Consider the following 16,334-nt stretch of genomic DNA (forward strand, 5'->3'; position numbering starts at 1 on the left):
GTGGTGTCAGTGCGCTGGCGTCCGGGTCACCACTGCGGTGTGCAGGAGTTGACGTTGGCCGCAGTGATCCCAGGGGTGTCGTAGAAGGTGGTCTTCGGGGCGCCGGTCAGCTTGCCGGTCACGGCGTCGTACATCATCTGCACGGCCATCGCACCCTCGTCCTCGGGCTTGTAGCAGACCGTGCCGTACACAGCGCCGGACTTGATTGCCGCGATCCCGGAGGCCGACCCGCCCAGGCCGATGATCTTGGCCTTGGAACCGGCCGACTTGACGGCGGTCGCGCAGCCCACTGCCATGTCATCGGACAGCGTGTAGAACAGGCCGATGTCCGGGGTCGCGGCGAGAATGTTCTGGCAAGCCGACTGGCCCTTTTCCTTGGTCCAGTCCCCGGGCTGGGTGGCGACGATCTTGTACTTCCCGGCGCCGGCCGCAGCCAGGGCTTCCTTGAACTTGGTGACCCGGGTCGTGTTCTCCACGAAGCCCGCCGACCCGCTGATCACCGCGACCTTTCCACCGTTCGGTATGGCCTTGAGGGCCATCGCGCCCGCTGTCGCGCCCGCACCCAGCTCGTTCTCGTCGATGACGAACTTCAACTTCGCATAGGGCGTGTTCACGTCCTGGTTGGCGCCGACGTAGCCGTGCGCCGTTCCGATCGGGATGCCGGCAGCCGCAGCCTGATCGGCCAATGCCTGTGCCGGACCGGGAGACAGCGGCACCAGGATGATTCCGTTGACCTTCTGCGCGATCAGATCCTGGACCTGGCTGGCCTGCTTGGTTTGGTCGCCTTGCGAGTCGAGGTCCACGATCTTGACTCCGAGCTCGGCTGCCTTCTCCTTGGCACCCTTGGCCAGTGCTGCGGGGAGGGTGACCGATTCCTGCTGGTTGGCCAGCCCGAAAGTGTAGGACGTCTTCCCTGTGCCCGACGGACTGGCGCTCTGCGACGTCGTCTGCTCGGAGCTGCATCCCGATAGTGCCGCCGCCGCACACGCGAGGGTGGCCACGATCGCGGCTGTAGACATCATTGTCTTCACTTCTGTGCTCCTGTCTGAGCTACGCATAGATGACAGACGGTGCCGCACCGCCGGGGAGGTGGCGTGCGACGAAGTTGATTCGCTCTTCAAGTGGTAAGACGACTGCCGACAGACTGGGCACACCCTGGGGGCCGTGCCTGCTCTGTTGTCTCAACCCGACGCGTCGACGCGCACGGGTCTGTGTGGATTCTTCGGTCTTGAGGCGTTCTGGGTATCCCGCCTAAATCGAAGATAATATAGGATCCTAGCTACCGTCAGCCGCCTAGTCCAGAGCGAAGAGTGGAGAGCTGCGGTGGAGTCGCCGAACGCGACCAGGAGCGCAGCCCACTGGCGCGGTGCTGGTCGGCGAACCAGGCCGAACGACGGTGGAGGAAACCGAACCGTCCGTCGCCTACACGGGCTCGGGATGGACCAGCGCCGGCGCTGCTGTCGAAGTCGACGGCATCGACGAAGGTGAGCTGACGCCGACCCGGACGGGCCTCGTCCAGCGGTGGGTCGAACCCAGACCTGCGGTGGTCAAAGGGGAAATGTTGTCGACTGCCGTTGGCCGGTCAGCGGCCAACAGCAGTCGACAGGCGCTGATGCGAGGCCGACAGGTGAGCGGCCATGGCCGCGGCGGCGGAATCGGCGTCCCGCCGGGACACGGCATCAATCACCCGGCTGTGCTCGGCAACGGTGTCGTCGCTGATTCCAACGGTGTAGTAGAGGCGGTAGAGCTGAGTATGGGGACGGAGTCGGGTCAGGACGTCGACCATCAGGCCGACGCCGCTCGCCTCGGCGAGCGCCAGATGGAAGGCCGCGTCTTGCGCCGCGAACGCGCGGTAGTTCTCGTAGCTGTCCCCGGTCACGGGTTCCCTCATCGCGGCGATCAGGTCCTCAAGTGCCACGATCTGCTTTGCGTTCGCGGCCTGCGCCGCCCAGGAAGCACTCGCCGGTTCGAGAAGCATCCGCATCCGGAAGAGCTCGTCGAAGGCCCGCGAATCGAGGCGGGGGGCCGCCGTGTAGCCGCGGTGTGCGCGCTTCACCACCAAACCGTCCGACTCGAGTCTGGCCAACGCCTCGCGAATCGGGGTCGCGGACACGTCCATGTCCCGCGACAGTGCATCGATCGACAGCCGCGCGCCAGGCTCCACCACGTTGTCCATGAGCTTTACCTTGAGCAACTCGTAGACGCGGTCGGCCAGTACGGAGCGCACTGGGCCATCCGCCGTTGTCCAGATGGACGGCATCGCGGTGTCACCTCCAGTTGCGCTCGGGCCCTCAACCATAAACACATAGTAGCTGATTCGGTGGTTCGAGTGGTGTTGCTCGGGAGCAGATTCGTATATCCTATAGGAACGTTCAGGACGGGAGCAACGATGCAGATGGGCAACGAATCCGTGATCGTCGAACGCGACGTGTGGGTGCCGATGCGCGACGGGGTTCGGCTACAGGCCGACATCTGGCGCCCGGCCCGCGCCGGCCGGTTCCCGGCGCTGTTGCAGCGGACCCCGTACAACCGAGCGGACTCGTTCGCGGTCGTGGTGAGCGCCGGCATCGAACCGCTCCGTGCGGTGGCAGCCGGATACGTGGTCGTCATCCAGGACACCAGGGGAAGGTTCGGCTCGGAGGGCGACTTCACCCCGTTCTTCGACGAGGGCGACGACGGCGTCGACACCATTGAATGGCTCGCCGCGCAGCCGTACTGCAACGGCGATATCGGGATGTACGGGGCTTCGTACTATGCCGCAACGCAGTTGCTGGCAGCGGTCCGCCAACCTCCCGCGCTGAAGGCCATCGCGCCACAGGCCACGGCATCGGACTATCACGACACCTGGACTTACTACGGCGGCGCGCTCGAGCTCGGGTTCAGTCTCTACTGGGCGCTCGGGCTGGCCGCTGCCGAGGCGGCCCGACGCACGGCTGCGGGACAGGACGTCGCAGAGCTGTCGGCAGAGATCGGCCGGCTGTCGCGCGATCCCGGGCAGGCGTATTCGGCACGCCCTTTGGCCGACGTGACGGCGCTGAAATCGTTGCTGCCGGCCTGGGGCGACTGGCTCACTCATCCCGATCGGGATGACTACTGGCGGCCGATCAGCATCGCCGACCGCTACGACCGGATCAAGGTTCCGGCGCTGCACATCGCCGGTTGGTTCGACCTGTTCCTGCGCGGCACGGTCGCAAATTACCGGGGGATGTCCGCTGCGGGCGGCGACGCGAACACCCGCCAGCACCTGATCATCGGGCCGTGGGCGCACGCCGTGCCCCATGATGCCCTGGGCGAGGTGTACTTCGCCGCCGACGCGGCAGCCGCCGCACTCGACATGACCGCCGTGCAACTCGACTGGTTCGGCTCCTTTCTGAAAGCCGACGCCTCCGCTCACTCCACGGAAGCGCCGGTCAAGGTCTTCGTGATGGGCAGCAACCGCTGGAGTGCGGAGACCAGCTGGCCACCGAAGCGTGCCGTGACGACCCGGCTGTACCTGGTACCCGCACCGGACGGCGCCGCGCCGGGCTCCCTGCAGAGTGCCCTGCCCGGCGATGACGAACGAACTGCTGAGTACGTCTTCGATCCGGCCGATCCGGTACCGACTGCCGGTGGCTCGACGTTCTTGCCGGGCGCCTATGTCGGTCTACACGCCGGGCCGCGGGACCAACGAACCGTCGAGGCGCGCCCGGACGTCCTGTCCTACACGACCGCGCCGCTCGAGCAGGACCTCGAGATCGGCGGCGCGGTGAACGTCGTACTGCACGCCCGGACGTCGGCGACGGACACCGACTGGACGGCGAAACTCGTCGAGGTCCATCCCGATGGCCGTGCGCTGAGCATTTGTGACGGCATCGTCCGGGCGCGATATCGGCACGGCACGTCGCACTCCGAACCGGTCATTCCGGGCGAGTGCCACGAGTACCGGATCGATCTCGGCTACACCAGCATCGTGATACCGGCAGGGCACGCGGTGCGAGTGGAGATCTCCAGTTCCAACTATCCCCGCTTCGATGTCAACCCCAATCACGGTGGTGCGATCGCGACGGCCACCCAGGGGGATTTCGTCAAGGCCCATCAGACGATTCAGCATGCCGCATCCACACCGTCCTACCTGGAGCTGCAAGTGCTGCCGACGGTCGGCGAACCGACCCGAGACACGGAGGCATAGTCATGGCGCGCATTGTTCGGGCCGAGCTCACGCTGGTTGACCTCAAACCGATGACGCAACGGACCGACGCGATCCAGTCCTTCGTCAGCCAGGAAACGCCGATCCTCACCCTGACCGACGACGAGGGCTGCGTCGGCACCGGCTATACCTACACGATCGGTAGCGGAGGAAGTTCGATTGTCGCGCTCATGCGTGACCATCTGCTCCCGCGGGTGATCGGGATGGATACCGAGACCCTCGAAGCCAACTGGCGGTCTCTGCTGTTCAGCATGCACGCACTGGCCGTCGGGCCGATCAGCTCGCTGGCACTCGCTGCGATCGATATCGCCTTCTGGGATCTCCGGTGCATCCGGACCGGCGTCCCGTTGTACCGAGCTGTCGGCGGTGCGCACGACCGAATGCCCGTCTACACAACAGAGGGCGGGTGGCTGCACCTGTCTGCCGAGGAGCTCGTCGACGACGCGGTCCGAATGCGGGAGTCCGGCTTCAAGGGTGCGAAGCTGAAGATCGGCAAGCCCCACCATGTGGAGGATCGTGATCGGCTCAGCGCGGTACGTGCCGCGGTGGGGGATACGTTTCAGCTCATGGTCGACGCCAACCAGGGGCTGCGCCTCGATAACGCCGAGCGACGCAGCAGGGCCCTGGCTGACCTGGACCTCGCCTGGATCGAAGAGCCGCTGGCGGCCGATGACGTCGGGGCGCATGCCCGTCTGGCGGCTGCCTCGCCGGTGCCGATCGCGATTGGTGAATCGCTCTACAGCGTCAGCCAGTTCAAGGACTACCTGCATGCCGGCGCCTGCTCGGTGGTTCAGGTCGATGTGGCCCGCATCGGCGGCATCACGCCCTGGCTCAAGGTCGCGCACCTGGCGGAGGCGTACAACGTTCCGGTCGCGCCCCACTTCCTGATGGAGTTGCACGTCGCGCTTGCTTGTGGCGTACCGAACGGCCAGTGGGTGGAGCACATTCCGCAACTCGAGTCGATCACCAGCTCGCAGCTCGAAGTCCGGGACGGCTACGCCTATCCTTCGCCCGGCCCTGGAATCGGCGTCGACTGGGACTGGGACGCGATCCGCGCGAAGCAATCGGCCAGCCCTATTTTGGTCTCATGAGTCGATCATCCGGTATTGATCCAGTGGACGGCGGCGTGGAGACGCTGCGGAAACGGAGCCCCCGATGAGCGTGCAGCGCTTCGCGTCGGTCATCAGGCTGCGCCCGGAGAAAGAGGCGGAGTACCGCGCGCTGCACGCCGACGCCTGGCCCGGCGTGCTCGCGATGCTCCGCGCGGTGCACATCCGCAATTACTCGATCTACCTGCGCGACGGCGTCCTGTTCTCCTATCTGGAGTACGACGGCGACGACTACGACGCCGACATGGCGGCGATGGCCGCGGACCCTGAGACGAAACGGTGGTGGCAGCTCACCGATCCCTGCCAGCAGCCTGTCGGCACCGCCCACGACGGGCAGTGGTGGGCGCCGATGGAGGAAGTGTTCCACCTTGACTGAGCACCAGGGGGTGATGCGCGTCGACGCGCATCACCCCCTGGTGGACCTCGCTGTGCGCGACAACCTGCAGGTCACTGGCGCTGACTCAGTTTCCGTATCCCGCATACGGAGGTTCAGGGGAAGTTCTCACCCCGGCGCCGCCGTGGCCGTCCAGCCCAAAGCCTTGACAACCGGTGAGCCGCGTCCCAGGATCCTGGATCATATAGGAAGTTGATTCTGCTTCCCGACCGGGTCGTGCTGCGTCCGGTAGTCCAGCGCGACGTCCTTGCCACGAAACCCGAGAGGCACCCGCCGATGAGCCATGCCTGGAGAACAAAACTCGTGTCTGTTCTCGCCGCTGCGACGGCGGCCGTATTGGGAGCCGGAGGCCTGATTGCTCTTGCGCCGCCGGCATCGGCGAGCGTGCAGACCACGCTGTATGCGGCCCCCACGGCGACCGCGACCAGCGGCTGCACCATCAGCGCACCGTGCAGCCTGGACGGAGCCCAGGCAATGGTCCGGCGCCTGACCGCGACCATGACCGGCGACATCGTCGTCAATCTGCGCGGTGGCGTCTACCGACGTTCGACCACCTGGTCCTTCAGCGATGCCGCGCACGACTCGGGCACGAGCGGGCACCGCGTCGTCTACCAGGCCTACCCTGGAGAAACGCCGGAGATCAGCGGCGCCCAGCAGATCACCGGCTGGACGTTGCATGACAGCGCCAAGAACATCTGGAGCGCTTCTGTCGGCACCTCACTGCACACCCGCGAACTGTACGTCGACGGGGTCCGAGCCCAGATCGCCCGCGGGCCGTCCAACCCCTCCGGCTGGTCACCGACCTCGACCGGGCTTACCGCGCCCGACTCCAGCATGGCCTCCTGGCCGGACGTGGTCGGAGCCGAAGTGGTCAGCGAGAACACCTGGGTGCACAAGTCCTGCCCGATAACCGCCGCCTCGGGGACCGCGATCACCCTCGCGCAGCCGTGCTACACCAACGCCGAGCTGCCGTACAACTTCGCCAGCGGAGCCGTGGTCAACCAGTATCCGTACAACGTGTCGTGGGTGCAGAACGCATACGAAGTGCTCTCCACCCCTGGCCAGTTCTATCTCAACTCCGGCACGGGCACGCTCTACTACATCCCGCGCCCGGGGGAGAGCCTGGCCAGTGCGGACGTCGAAGCGCCGACTGTGCAGACCTTGGTCAGCGGAAGTGGCACCGGCACCTCGCCGTTGTCGAACCTCACCTTCAGCGGCCTGACCTTCGAGCACGCGACCTGGCTGGTACCGAGTACGTCAGAGGGATACGCCGAAGGGCAAGCCGGCTGGCGCATCACCGGCAGCGGCTTGACCCAGGTGCCGATGAGCGACCTGACCCGCACACCTGGCAACGTCACGTTTGACCACGACAGCAACCTTATCTTTTCCGGCGACACCTTCACCCATCTGGCCACCGTCGGGCTCGAACTCGGCCGCGGCAGCAAGAACGACAACGTGATCGGCTCGCGGTTCACCGACATCGGCGGTAATGCGTTGCAGATCGGCAGCGTCGACACACCCGACCGGACGGCCGCCGCAGGCGATCAGGTCATAGGCAACACGGTGACCGACAATGCCATCACGTTCGCCGGACAGGTCTACCGCAGCGCCGTCGGGGTGTTCGTCGGCTACACCACCGGCACCACCCTCAGCCACAACGCCATCGGACAACTGCCCTACACCGCGATCAGCGTCAACCTCGGCTGGGAAGGAACCTCCTACAGCGGAGGGGCAACCGTCACCTACAACGAGATCTTCCAGGACATGCGGGTACTCGACGACGGTGGCGCTCTCTACACCCAGATGCCCATGACCAGCCCGTCCGTGATGAAGTACAACTGGCTGCACGACGAGGATTACACCGGCGGAGCTCCGCTGTACCTCGACTCGACCGCCGGCAACTGGACGGTGCAGTACAACGTGCTCCAGACCGGCTCGGAGGCGTCCCGCAACATCCAGAACTGCTGTGGCGTGCCGGCCAAGAACAACAATGTGCAGTTCAACTACAGCAACGGCTCCGGAACACTGCACGGCACACCCGACCCGTCGAACACCGTGGCCAACAACTACGACGGCCTGACCAGCTTCCCGGCGGACGCGAAGACCATCATGGCCGGGGCCGGACTCGAGCCGGCCTACGCCGGACTGCTCACCGGGCGCACCATCAACGACAATTCCCGCAGCCTGAGTTACAGCGGCCCGGGCTGGGGTTACTCGAACAACCGTGGCTACGGCGACTTCGACGACGATGTGCACTACAGCTACTCCGCCGGCGCGACAGTACAGTTCTCCTTCTATGGCAGCGGAGTCTCGTGGCTGGCCCAACGCAGCGACCAGACCGGACCGGTCAAGGTCTACGTCGACGGCGTGGACCAGGGCACGGTCACGCCGGTGACCAGCGCGCCGCCGTACCCAACCCAGCAGGTCGACTACCGGATCAGCGGAATGGCGCCGGCATGGCACACCCTGAAGATCGTCAATAACGGCAACAGCCTGGTCACGATCGACGCCTTCACAACCGAATCCGGGTGGTCGGCCTCCAACGACACCGCGACGGCGGTGACGTATGCCGGCAGCGGCTGGAACTACTCGTCCGGACGGGGTTACGGCGACTACGGGGACGACGTGCACTACAGCTACTCCGCAGGCGCGTCGGCGACGTTCTCCTTTGCCGGCAGTGGGGTGTCCTGGCTGGCGCAGCGCAGCGATCAGACGGGACCGGTCGAGGTCTACGTCGACGGTGTGGACGAGGGCACCGTGACGCCCGTGACGGCGGCGGCGCCATTCCCCACCCAGCAGGTGGATTACAGCATCACCGGCCTCGCTCCGGGCTCGCACACCCTTCGGATCGTGAACAACGCGGCCAACCTGCTCACCATCGACGCGTTCGTCTTTGAGGCCGACCGCCAAGTCACCAATGACACCGGCTTGAAGGTCGGCTACACGGGCAGCGGTTGGGCCTATACCAGCTCGCGAGGCCACGGCCGTTACGCCAACGACGTACATGACACGTCCACGTCGGGATCCGCCGTCAGCTTCGCCTTCACCGGCACGAGTGTCTCCTGGTTGGCGCAGCGCAACTCCAGCAGCGACCCTGTCGAGATCTATGTCGACGGCGTTGACCAAGGTGCCTTGACGCCCCGAACCAGCGGCTCGCCGCATCCGGTCAGGCAGGTGAACTACCAGATCACCGGTCTGGCCGCCGGGTATCACAGGGTGAAGATCGTGAACAACAGCGCGGCCCTGCTGGTCGTGGACGCCTTCACATCGCGGTACTGACGCCGTCGCCGTCCGCCGGGCTGCCCTTGATCGACGGCAGCCCGGCCATGGCTGGAGCGTGCGCTTCATTCGGTCAGGACGAGCCAGCGCCTGCCGTCGATGAGCTCGCGTACGGCGTCGAGGTGACCGGCGTGGTTCGCGGTCTCGACGATCACGTGCAGGACGACTTCCCGCAGATCGCCAATTCGCCAGTCGCCGAAGAGTCCTTCGGGCCACCAGGCCGGTGCAGCCTCCAGAGGGGTGGCGGTGATGATGGCGTTCGCGAGGTCCGCCTCCCGCCGGTACTGGTCGAGAACCGCCGCCGCCGGTACGTCGGGCCCGACCAGCCAGGCCGCGTCGGGGGCCTGGTCCGGTGCGTCGGTGACGGCCGGGTCGCCGGCGACGACGCCACGGAACCAGAACCGCTCGACGTCCAGGGCGAGATGCTGGACCAGTCCCAGGCAGCTCCACCCCGACGGCAGGACCGGTCGGCGCAGGGCTTCGTCGTCGAGGCCCTCCAGGATTCCAAGCACGTGCTCACGCTGGTCGTTGAGGTAGGAGAGGAGGGTCTTGCTCTCCGTACCCAGTGTCGGTTGCGACACCGATTCCTCCATTGCTGTCCACGCGGTGTACTTGGATGTACACACCGTAGACTTTCGGCTATGGCGGCGGCAAGAAGCAGTTACCACCACGGCGGTCTGCGGGAGGCGTTGGTTCAGGCGGGCCTGGCGATGTCACGTGACCGTGGCGCCGAGGCGATCGTGCTGCGCGAGGCCACCCGGCGGGTCGGCGTGACCGCGCGGGCTGCCTATCGCCACTTCGCCGACCGGGATGCGCTGGTGCGCGCCGTGGCTGAGGAGGCCCTGGCCCGCATGGCCCGGACCATCGAGGCGAAGCAGAAGGAGAAGCAGGCGGAGGCGGGCGGCGGTTTGGCGATGCTGCGGGGGGTGGGGGAGGGCTACATACAGTTCGCCCTTGATGAGCCGGGCTGGTTCGACGTCGCCTTCTTCGCGATGGCCGACATGGTCAACCCCACGGCAGCCACACGCTCGCCGTATCAGCAACTCCACGACGCCTTGGCCGATCTGGTCAGCGCGGAACTCCTCGACCCCGCCAAAGCCGCCGACGCGGCCGTCACGTGCTGGTCCGGAGTGCACGGCTTCGCCACACTCACCTCCCGTGGCCCTTTGCGAGGGTTGCCGCGAGAGCGTGTGGATGCGCACGCCGAGCGGCTGGTCGCGGACCTCGTGGACGCGGTCGCAGGTGCGGACCGCAGGTCAGGCTAGGCGTACGACCTCGCCCGTGGCGGCGGCGGCGCGGGCGGCGTCCAGGACGGTCGCGGTGGCCACCGCGTCCCAGGGGTCGACGGGGAGAGGCCGGGTGCCACGGACGGCGGCGGCGAACGCCGGGTAGAACAGGTCCCACCGCCCCCGGGCGGACGGTGCGGGCTCGGCGTGGTCGCCACGGAGTACCCGGCCCCACCGGTACTCGGGCTCGATCCCCCAGCGGTCGCCCTCCGAGGCCGGGGACGCGCCCCCAACCAGCAGAGCTTCCTGTCCGTCCAGACCGTCGACCAGGTACGTACCGGTGGTGCCGGTCGCGCGGAAACGGGGGCCCGGCGCGCCCTGCCGCCAGCTACCGGACAGGTGTGACTGCGCGCCGCCCCGGTGGGTCAGTGCGACGAAGACGTCGTCGTCGAGCCCGTCGGCCCCCTCACGGTGCCGCAGCTCCGCGTACACCCGCTCGACCGGCCCGGACAGGACGAGTGCCTGGTCGACCAGGTGGCTGCCGAAGTCGAGCAGGGTGCCGCCGCCCGCGGCCGGCGGGCCGGGCTCGGGCTGGAACCGCTCGAACCGCGACTCGAGCCGGGTCAGCGTGCCGAGTGCCCCCTCGGCCACGAGCCGCCGCAGGGTCAGGAAGTCGGAGTCCCAGCGGCGGTTCTGATAGACCGTCAGCGGCGCTCCCAGCCGCTCCGCCAGCTCCACGGTCTCCCGCGCCGAAGCGGCGTTGAGCGCGAAGGGCTTGTCGCAGACCACTGCCAGGCCCAGCTTCAGGGCCTGCTGGGCCAGCGGGATGTGCGTGGCCGCCGGGGTGGAGATCGCGACCGCCTCGGCCCCGGCCCGGACCAGCTCCTCCAGCGACGCGTACGCGGGCCGGCCCAGCTCGCGGGTGACCTGCTCACGGCGCTCGGGCGAGGTGGTCACCACGCCGAGGAACTCGCAGTCCGGCGTGGAGGCGAGCAGCGGCGCGTGGAAGTACCTGCCGCCGAAGCCGTAGCCGGCCAGTCCGATGCGTACGGGCGCGTCCATGTGTGGTCCTTCGCGGTCGTGGGTGAGGTGGCCGGCGATCAGGGCGAGTGTCGCACTGCTTGCGTCAACGCCACGAACAGGCCGGCCACCTCATCCGCCTCAGCAGACCTTGTAGGCGACGTGGCTGTTGTTGTAGCTGCAGGAGTCGACCTTGGTGCCGCTGGCCTTCTTGAGGGTGGCGGTGTCCTTGTCGTTGTTCCAGACGTAGGCGCGCCGGTCCTGGTACTTGTTCGTCGACGTGTCGCTGCCGGAGCCGGTGTGGACCTTGACGGTCTTGCCGGCGCCGAGCGTGAAGGTGTGGAAGGTGTACTTGTGGCTGGAAGCGTCAGTCAGGGTCCAGCCCTTGAGACTGCGGGCGGTGGAGGTCGAGTTGGTGATGGTGACCCACTCGGCGTTGAGGCTGGCGTTGGAGCGACGGTCGACGCCCGGGCTGTTGTAGTAGATCTTGGCGATATGTACGGATCCAGCGGCCTGCGCGGCGGGGGCGGCGACCAGGGCGGCGGTCGTTGCGGATATCGCGGTGACGAGACAGGCGAGAGTGCGGTGGCGCATGGTGCGGTTCCCCCCAAGGGATGATGCGGCGGCCCGATGGGCTGCTGCGGTGAGGGGAACCGTACACCCGGTATGACCACGTTGGACACATAATGTTAACAATGTAAGGAAGTTGGGTTTTCAGGAAATCACAACACCCGTGCCGCTGACCCGCACCCGGGGGTCGTCCTCGCGCAGCGAGACCGTGAGGAGGCCGGGGCGGCCCATGTCGTGGCCCTGGTGGAGGGTGAGGGTCGCGGGGGCGGCGACCAGGCCCAGTTCGCGTACGTACGCGCCCAAGGCGGCGGCGGCGGCGCCGGTGGCGGGGTCCTCGACGACGCCGCCGACGGGGAAGGGGTCGCGGACGTGGAAGACGGTCGCGGACTCGCGCCAGACGAGCTGGAGGGTGGTGAGGTCGGCCGAGCGCATGAGGTCGGCGAGGCGGTCGAAGTCGTAGGCGAGGTCGGCGAGGCGGGCACGGGTGGCGGCGGCGAGGACGAGGTGGCGGGCGCCGGCGTAGGCAATACGGGCCGGGAGGGCCGGGTCGAGGTCGGTGGCGGCCCAGCGGAGGGCGGCGAGGGCCTCGATGACGGTCCCGCGGGGTGCGAGTGCGACGTGGGGCTCGACGCTGGTGAGGGTGGCGCGCAGGGCGCCGGAGTCGTCGGCGGTGACGGTGACCGGGACGGTGCCGGCGGCGGTGGAGAAGACGAAGTCGCCGGGGCCGAGGCGTTCGGCCAGGGCGATGGCCGTCGCGACGGTGGCGTGGCCGCAGAAGGGGACTTCGGCCTTGGGGCTGAAGTACCGGACGGTGAGGTCGCGCGGGCTGCGGCGGCCGGTGATGAAGGCCGTCTCCGAATAGCCGACCTCCGCCGCGGTGGCGAGCATCGCGGCGTCATCGAGGCCGGTGGCGTCGAGTACGACACCGGCCGGGTTGCCGCCCGCCGGGTCAGCGGAGAAGGCGGTGTAGCGCAGGACCGTCCCGCTTGTGGGCCGGCTCGGCGTGGGTGGCTGCTGCTTCATGCCCGGCGTCAACGTGGTCCTTCCGTACGGTGTTCCCGGTCGGCCAGGGATGCGGCACGCGGCGGGCGGCGAGGTCCTCGGCCCAGCCGACCAGGAGGATAGCCACCGCGATCAGCGGCCAGGTGAGCAGGTACTGGAACCAGACCGCGTCCAGTGGCAGATGGGCCTTGAAGGCCGGGACGTTCCACATCAGGTCGATCAGCGGAATGCTGGCGATGAGTGCGATCTCGTGCCACAGGTAGACCGTGACCGCACGGGCATTGAGCACCCCCACCACTCCGTCCGCGAACGGCATCCGGGGCAGCCGGCGCGGGCGGAAGCGCAGCAGGACGAGGACGAAGCCGAGTGACCACAGGGCCTGGGCGAGGGGAATGTCGTTGAGGTCGTAGCCCTCCTCCGTGGGGTGGGTGTACGCGAAGGCACCACCGGCGGCCACGCAGACCGCCGCCGTGGCCAGGACCGTGCGGGCCCGGACGGCGTCGAGCCGGCCGTCGCGGTGGGCGAAGCCCAGCAGCCAGCAGGCGGTGAAGACGGTCAGGTCGACCGCGGCGGACAGCGCGGGCTCGGCGAGCGGCAGCACGTTGTACTGGGCGAGCGCGGCCAGACCCAGGCAGGCGCCGAGGCAGAGCAGGGGGACTCGGCGGAACGCCCTCAGCAGCACCGGGGAGAGCAGGACGAGCCAGAGGTACGTACGGATGTACCACAGCGGCGCCGTCATCTGCTCGGCCCACGCGGTGCTGGGCGGATCGCCGAGCGGCAGGATCCAGAACGCCGCCCGGAGCCAGGAGTGCGGCCGCCATCCGTGGAGGTACATCGCGCTGAGCGCCACCGCCGCGAAGACCCAGAAGGGCACCAGGAGCCGGCGCAGGCGGCTCTTCAGCACGGCGGCCGCCGGACGGGCGAGTGACTGCGCCATCAGCGACCCGGCGAGGGCGAACATGATGCCGAGGGAGGGAAACAGCAGGGTCAGCCAGGCCCAGCCGAAGGCGTGGTACGTGACGACGCGGACGAGGGCGAGGGCGCGCAGCAGGTCGAGGTAGCGGTCCCGCCCAGCGGCCGGCCGGGGGCCGGGACCTGGTGGGGCCGGGGCGGAACCTGCTGCTGGCGTGGCTTCGAGGGCGTGCAATGTGTCCTCCTGGGCGGGGGGGGGTCGCGTTGTCGGGGCTGCGGCCCGGTGGCCGGGTTGCGCGGTCATCGACGACCGCCGCCGGTGGCCACGGGCGGCGGCGCGCCGACCTCACCGGTGCGGCGCAGCTTGTGCCAGCCGAGGCGGCCGCCAGCGAGGGCGGTGGCGCAGGACTGGAGCAGGACGAGGTACATCAGCTGCCGGTACAGGACCTGCTGGAGCGGCAGGGGCCACAGGTCGCGCAGCGGCTCGCCGTCGAGCCGGAACGCGTAGGCGGCGCAGGCGGCCTGGACGGCGAGGACGGCGGACCAGGCGAGAGCGGTCTTCGTCGGGTCCATGAAGATGAGGCCGTAGAGGGCGAAGATGTCGATGAGCGGGGCGAGCAGCGGGGCGAGGAGCTGGAACAGCACGATCAGCGGGAGCCCGACGCGCCCGAAGCGTCCGGAGTGGCCGTGGTCGAGCGCGGCGCCCCGGTGCTTCCACATCGCCTGCATGGTGCCGTACGACCAGCGGTACCGCTGCTTCCACAACTGCCTTACGGAGGAAGGCGCTTCGGTCCAGGCGCGGGCGCGCTCGGCGTAGACGACGTCCCAGCCGGCGCGGTGCAGGGCCATCGTGACGTCGGTGTCCTCGGCGAGGGTGTCGTCGCTCATGCCGCCGACGTCGTCCAGGGCGGTGCGCCGGAAGCCGCCGACCGCGCCGGGGATGGTCGGCATGCAGCGCAGGATGTCGTACATGCGGCGGTCGAGGTTGAAGCCCATGACGTACTCGATGTGCTGCCAGCGCCCGATCATGGAGCCGCGGTTGCCGACCTTGGCGTTGCCCGCGACCGCGCCCACCCGCGGGTCGGCGAAGGGCTGGACGAGCTCGCGGACGGTGGCGGGCTCGAAGACGGTGTCGCCGTCCATCATCACGACCAGCTCGTAATGGGCCGTCGCCACACCGGTGTTGAGGGCGGTTGGCTTGCCGCTGTTGGGCTGCCGTACGACGGTGACCTCGGGCAGGCCCATCGCGTCGACGATGTCGGCGGTGCCGTCCGTCGAGCCGTCGTCGACGACGATGATCTCGACGGGGTGGTCGCTCGCGACGAGCGAGGTGACCGTGTTGGCGATGCACTCGCGCTCGTTGTACGCGGGCACGATCACGCTCACCGGATCGGTCACCGGCGGCCCGAACACGCGGGGCCGCTTCACGTGGCGGCGGGCCAGCACCAGCATCGCGGCGAAGCGGGTCAGCACCAGCACCCCGACGGCGCTCAGCAGCGCGGCCAGGGCCGGCACGGCGGCGTCGGAGAGCTGGACGGCGGCGACAAAGGCGCGGCCCTTCCACAACTCCGTACCGGTGACCGGCTGGTTGGCGGTGTCGGCGCCGAGGGCTCCGCTGACGGTGGCGAAGCGGTAGCCGCGCGCCTGGAGCAGGGGGACGATGCGGCCCAGGGCGGCGACGGTCTGCGAGCGGTCGCCGCCTGCGTCGTGCATGAGGATGATGGCGCCTTCGCCGGGCGTCTCGGGGACGGCGTCGTCGACGATCGCCTGGACGCCCGGGCGTTGCCAGTCCTCCGTGTCGCGGTCGATGAAGGCGGTGACGTACCCTTTGCGGCCGAGCTGCTGGACCACCGGCCAGGAGAGGTTGTCCAGCGCGTCGGCGGTGGAGGAGTACGGCGGCCGGAAGAGCGAGCTGTGGATGCCGGCCCCGCCCGCCAGGGCCAGCTGGGTCTGCGACAGCTCGCGGTCGAGACGGGCGGAGCCCTGGTAGACCAGGTCGGGGTGGGAGAAGGTGTGCACGCCGATCTCGTGGCCTTCGCGGACCATCTGCCGGATCAGGTCGGGGTGGCGGGCGGCGTTCTCGCCGGTGACGAAGAAGGTGGCGTGCACGCCGTGCCGGTGCAACACGTCCAGGACCCTCGGCGTCCAGGTCGGGTCCGGCCCGTCGTCGAAGGTCAGCGCGATCGTACGGGCCGGGGTCCGGTACGACGTCGGGGTGGCGCCCGTGGTGTCCACCACCGGGCCGCCGTCCAGCACCGCCTCCGGTACGCGGTCGGCGGACACCGGCGGATGGACGCGGTGGTCGGCGGCGAAGTCCCCGCGTACGTAGCCGCCGAGCAGCAGCACGCACACCAGCATCGTCAGCACGAGCAACGGAATGACCAGCCGCGGCCGGAGCGGGATCACTGTCCCCCGCTCCGCGGCGGCTCGGCCTCCGCCGACGCCGCGTCACTCGCCACCGGGCTGCCCGTCACCGGCGCTGAAGCGCTGGCCACCGGGCTCCCGGACGCCGACGCCGACGCCGACGCACTCGCCGAACCCGAGCCGCCCACACCGGCCGACGGCGTTGCCGTTGCGCCCCCCGCGGTGCCCGTCGCCCGGGGCGACGCGGACGCGGTCGCCCGGGCCGACGTGGT

General features: G+C 68.6%; 14 protein-coding genes. 5 read left to right on the forward strand and 9 right to left on the reverse strand.

The annotated features are described in order from the left end of the window. Window positions 1-26: 26 nt before the first annotated feature. Together EFK10_RS43105 and EFK10_RS43110 are read right to left on the reverse strand one after the other, a co-directional pair. Entirely contained in the window at window positions 27-1,022 is a 996-nt protein-coding gene (locus EFK10_RS43105) for a sugar ABC transporter substrate-binding protein (RefSeq protein WP_240677827.1), read from the reverse strand. Window positions 1,023-1,582: 560 nt separating this feature from the next. Continuing rightward, window positions 1,583-2,260 (reverse strand): GntR family transcriptional regulator, encoded by a 678-nt coding sequence (locus EFK10_RS43110; RefSeq protein ID WP_164836402.1) that lies wholly within the window; start codon window positions 2,258-2,260, stop codon window positions 1,583-1,585. Between the two features lie 129 nt (window positions 2,261-2,389). On the opposite strand from EFK10_RS43110, the gene EFK10_RS43115 reads away from it, so the two are divergent. The 4 genes from EFK10_RS43115 (at window position 2,390) to EFK10_RS43130 (ending at window position 8,968) form a co-directional block, all read left to right on the forward strand. Beyond that, complete coding sequence (locus EFK10_RS43115) at window positions 2,390-4,168, forward strand: CocE/NonD family hydrolase (protein WP_127361090.1); 1,779 nt, start codon at window positions 2,390-2,392, stop codon at window positions 4,166-4,168. A 2-nt stretch (window positions 4,169-4,170) separates the two neighbouring features. Next, a complete protein-coding gene (locus EFK10_RS43120; protein ID WP_127361091.1) occupies window positions 4,171-5,277 on the forward strand; it encodes a mandelate racemase/muconate lactonizing enzyme family protein in 1,107 nt (368 codons plus the stop codon). Between the two features lie 64 nt (window positions 5,278-5,341). Beyond that, on the forward strand, window positions 5,342-5,671 hold the full coding sequence (locus EFK10_RS43125; RefSeq protein WP_127361092.1) for an L-rhamnose mutarotase: 330 nt from the start codon (window positions 5,342-5,344) through the stop codon (window positions 5,669-5,671). 402 nt (window positions 5,672-6,073) lie between these two features. Continuing rightward, on the forward strand, window positions 6,074-8,968 hold the full coding sequence (locus EFK10_RS43130; RefSeq protein WP_127361093.1) for a hypothetical protein: 2,895 nt from the start codon (window positions 6,074-6,076) through the stop codon (window positions 8,966-8,968). A 65-nt stretch (window positions 8,969-9,033) separates the two neighbouring features. Here EFK10_RS43130 and EFK10_RS43135 read toward each other — a convergent pair whose 3' ends face one another. Further along, window positions 9,034-9,561, reverse strand: coding sequence for a DinB family protein (locus EFK10_RS43135; RefSeq protein ID WP_127361094.1), 528 nt, complete (start codon window positions 9,559-9,561; stop codon window positions 9,034-9,036). Between the two features lie 48 nt (window positions 9,562-9,609). Between EFK10_RS43135 and EFK10_RS43140 the strand changes: the two genes are divergently transcribed. Further along, on the forward strand, window positions 9,610-10,233 hold the full coding sequence (locus EFK10_RS43140; RefSeq protein WP_127361095.1) for a TetR/AcrR family transcriptional regulator: 624 nt from the start codon (window positions 9,610-9,612) through the stop codon (window positions 10,231-10,233). Here the strand turns inward: EFK10_RS43140 and EFK10_RS43145 are convergent. The 6 genes from EFK10_RS43145 to EFK10_RS43170 all read right to left on the reverse strand — a co-directional run. Then, window positions 10,225-11,256 carry a Gfo/Idh/MocA family protein gene (locus tag EFK10_RS43145; RefSeq protein WP_127361096.1) on the reverse strand — a complete coding sequence of 344 codons (1,032 nt, stop codon included), beginning with the start codon at window positions 11,254-11,256 and terminating at the stop codon, window positions 10,225-10,227. The two genes, EFK10_RS43140 and EFK10_RS43145, sit on opposite strands and share 9 nt — an antisense overlap. Window positions 11,257-11,355: 99 nt before the next feature. After that, a complete protein-coding gene (locus tag EFK10_RS43150; RefSeq protein ID WP_127361097.1) occupies window positions 11,356-11,808 on the reverse strand; it encodes a lamin tail domain-containing protein in 453 nt (150 codons plus the stop codon). 120 nt (window positions 11,809-11,928) lie between these two features. Then, window positions 11,929-12,807 (reverse strand): PhzF family phenazine biosynthesis protein, encoded by an 879-nt coding sequence (locus EFK10_RS43155; protein WP_127361098.1) that lies wholly within the window; start codon window positions 12,805-12,807, stop codon window positions 11,929-11,931. Further along, on the reverse strand, window positions 12,734-13,933 hold the full coding sequence (locus EFK10_RS43160; RefSeq protein WP_240677826.1) for an acyltransferase family protein: 1,200 nt from the start codon (window positions 13,931-13,933) through the stop codon (window positions 12,734-12,736). Before EFK10_RS43160 ends, EFK10_RS43155 begins: the two co-directional genes overlap by 74 nt. Before the next feature lie 65 nt (window positions 13,934-13,998). Further along, window positions 13,999-16,056 (reverse strand): bifunctional polysaccharide deacetylase/glycosyltransferase family 2 protein, encoded by a 2,058-nt coding sequence (locus EFK10_RS43165; protein WP_164836407.1) that lies wholly within the window; start codon window positions 16,054-16,056, stop codon window positions 13,999-14,001. Window positions 16,057-16,146: 90 nt separating this feature from the next. Then, the coding region (locus EFK10_RS43170; RefSeq protein ID WP_164836404.1) for a hypothetical protein at window positions 16,147-16,334 on the reverse strand (188 nt) is incomplete at its 5' end.

Source organism: Streptomyces soli (assembly GCF_003999195.1).
In the GTDB taxonomy this organism is placed as follows: Bacteria; Actinomycetota; Actinomycetes; order Streptomycetales; family Streptomycetaceae; genus Actinacidiphila; species Actinacidiphila soli.

What these genes read in the sequence shown, in the direction of transcription:
- EFK10_RS43145 (WP_127361096.1), bottom strand. Translation starts at nt 11,256, where the DNA reads ATGGACGCGCCCGTACGCATCGGACTGGCCGGCTACGGCTTCGGCGGC.
- EFK10_RS43110 (WP_164836402.1), bottom strand. Translation starts at nt 2,260, where the DNA reads ATGCCGTCCATCTGGACAACGGCGGATGGCCCAGTGCGCTCCGTACTG.
- EFK10_RS43125 (WP_127361092.1), top strand. Translation starts at nt 5,342, where the DNA reads ATGAGCGTGCAGCGCTTCGCGTCGGTCATCAGGCTGCGCCCGGAGAAA.
- EFK10_RS43105 (WP_240677827.1), bottom strand. Translation starts at nt 1,022, where the DNA reads ATGATGTCTACAGCCGCGATCGTGGCCACCCTCGCGTGTGCGGCGGCG.
- EFK10_RS43135 (WP_127361094.1), bottom strand. Translation starts at nt 9,561, where the DNA reads ATGGAGGAATCGGTGTCGCAACCGACACTGGGTACGGAGAGCAAGACC.
- EFK10_RS43165 (WP_164836407.1), bottom strand. Translation starts at nt 16,056, where the DNA reads ATGCTGGTGTGCGTGCTGCTGCTCGGCGGCTACGTACGCGGGGACTTC.
- EFK10_RS43140 (WP_127361095.1), top strand. Translation starts at nt 9,610, where the DNA reads ATGGCGGCGGCAAGAAGCAGTTACCACCACGGCGGTCTGCGGGAGGCG.
- EFK10_RS43150 (WP_127361097.1), bottom strand. Translation starts at nt 11,808, where the DNA reads ATGCGCCACCGCACTCTCGCCTGTCTCGTCACCGCGATATCCGCAACG.
- EFK10_RS43155 (WP_127361098.1), bottom strand. Translation starts at nt 12,807, where the DNA reads ATGAAGCAGCAGCCACCCACGCCGAGCCGGCCCACAAGCGGGACGGTC.
- EFK10_RS43115 (WP_127361090.1), top strand. Translation starts at nt 2,390, where the DNA reads ATGCAGATGGGCAACGAATCCGTGATCGTCGAACGCGACGTGTGGGTG.
- EFK10_RS43120 (WP_127361091.1), top strand. Translation starts at nt 4,171, where the DNA reads ATGGCGCGCATTGTTCGGGCCGAGCTCACGCTGGTTGACCTCAAACCG.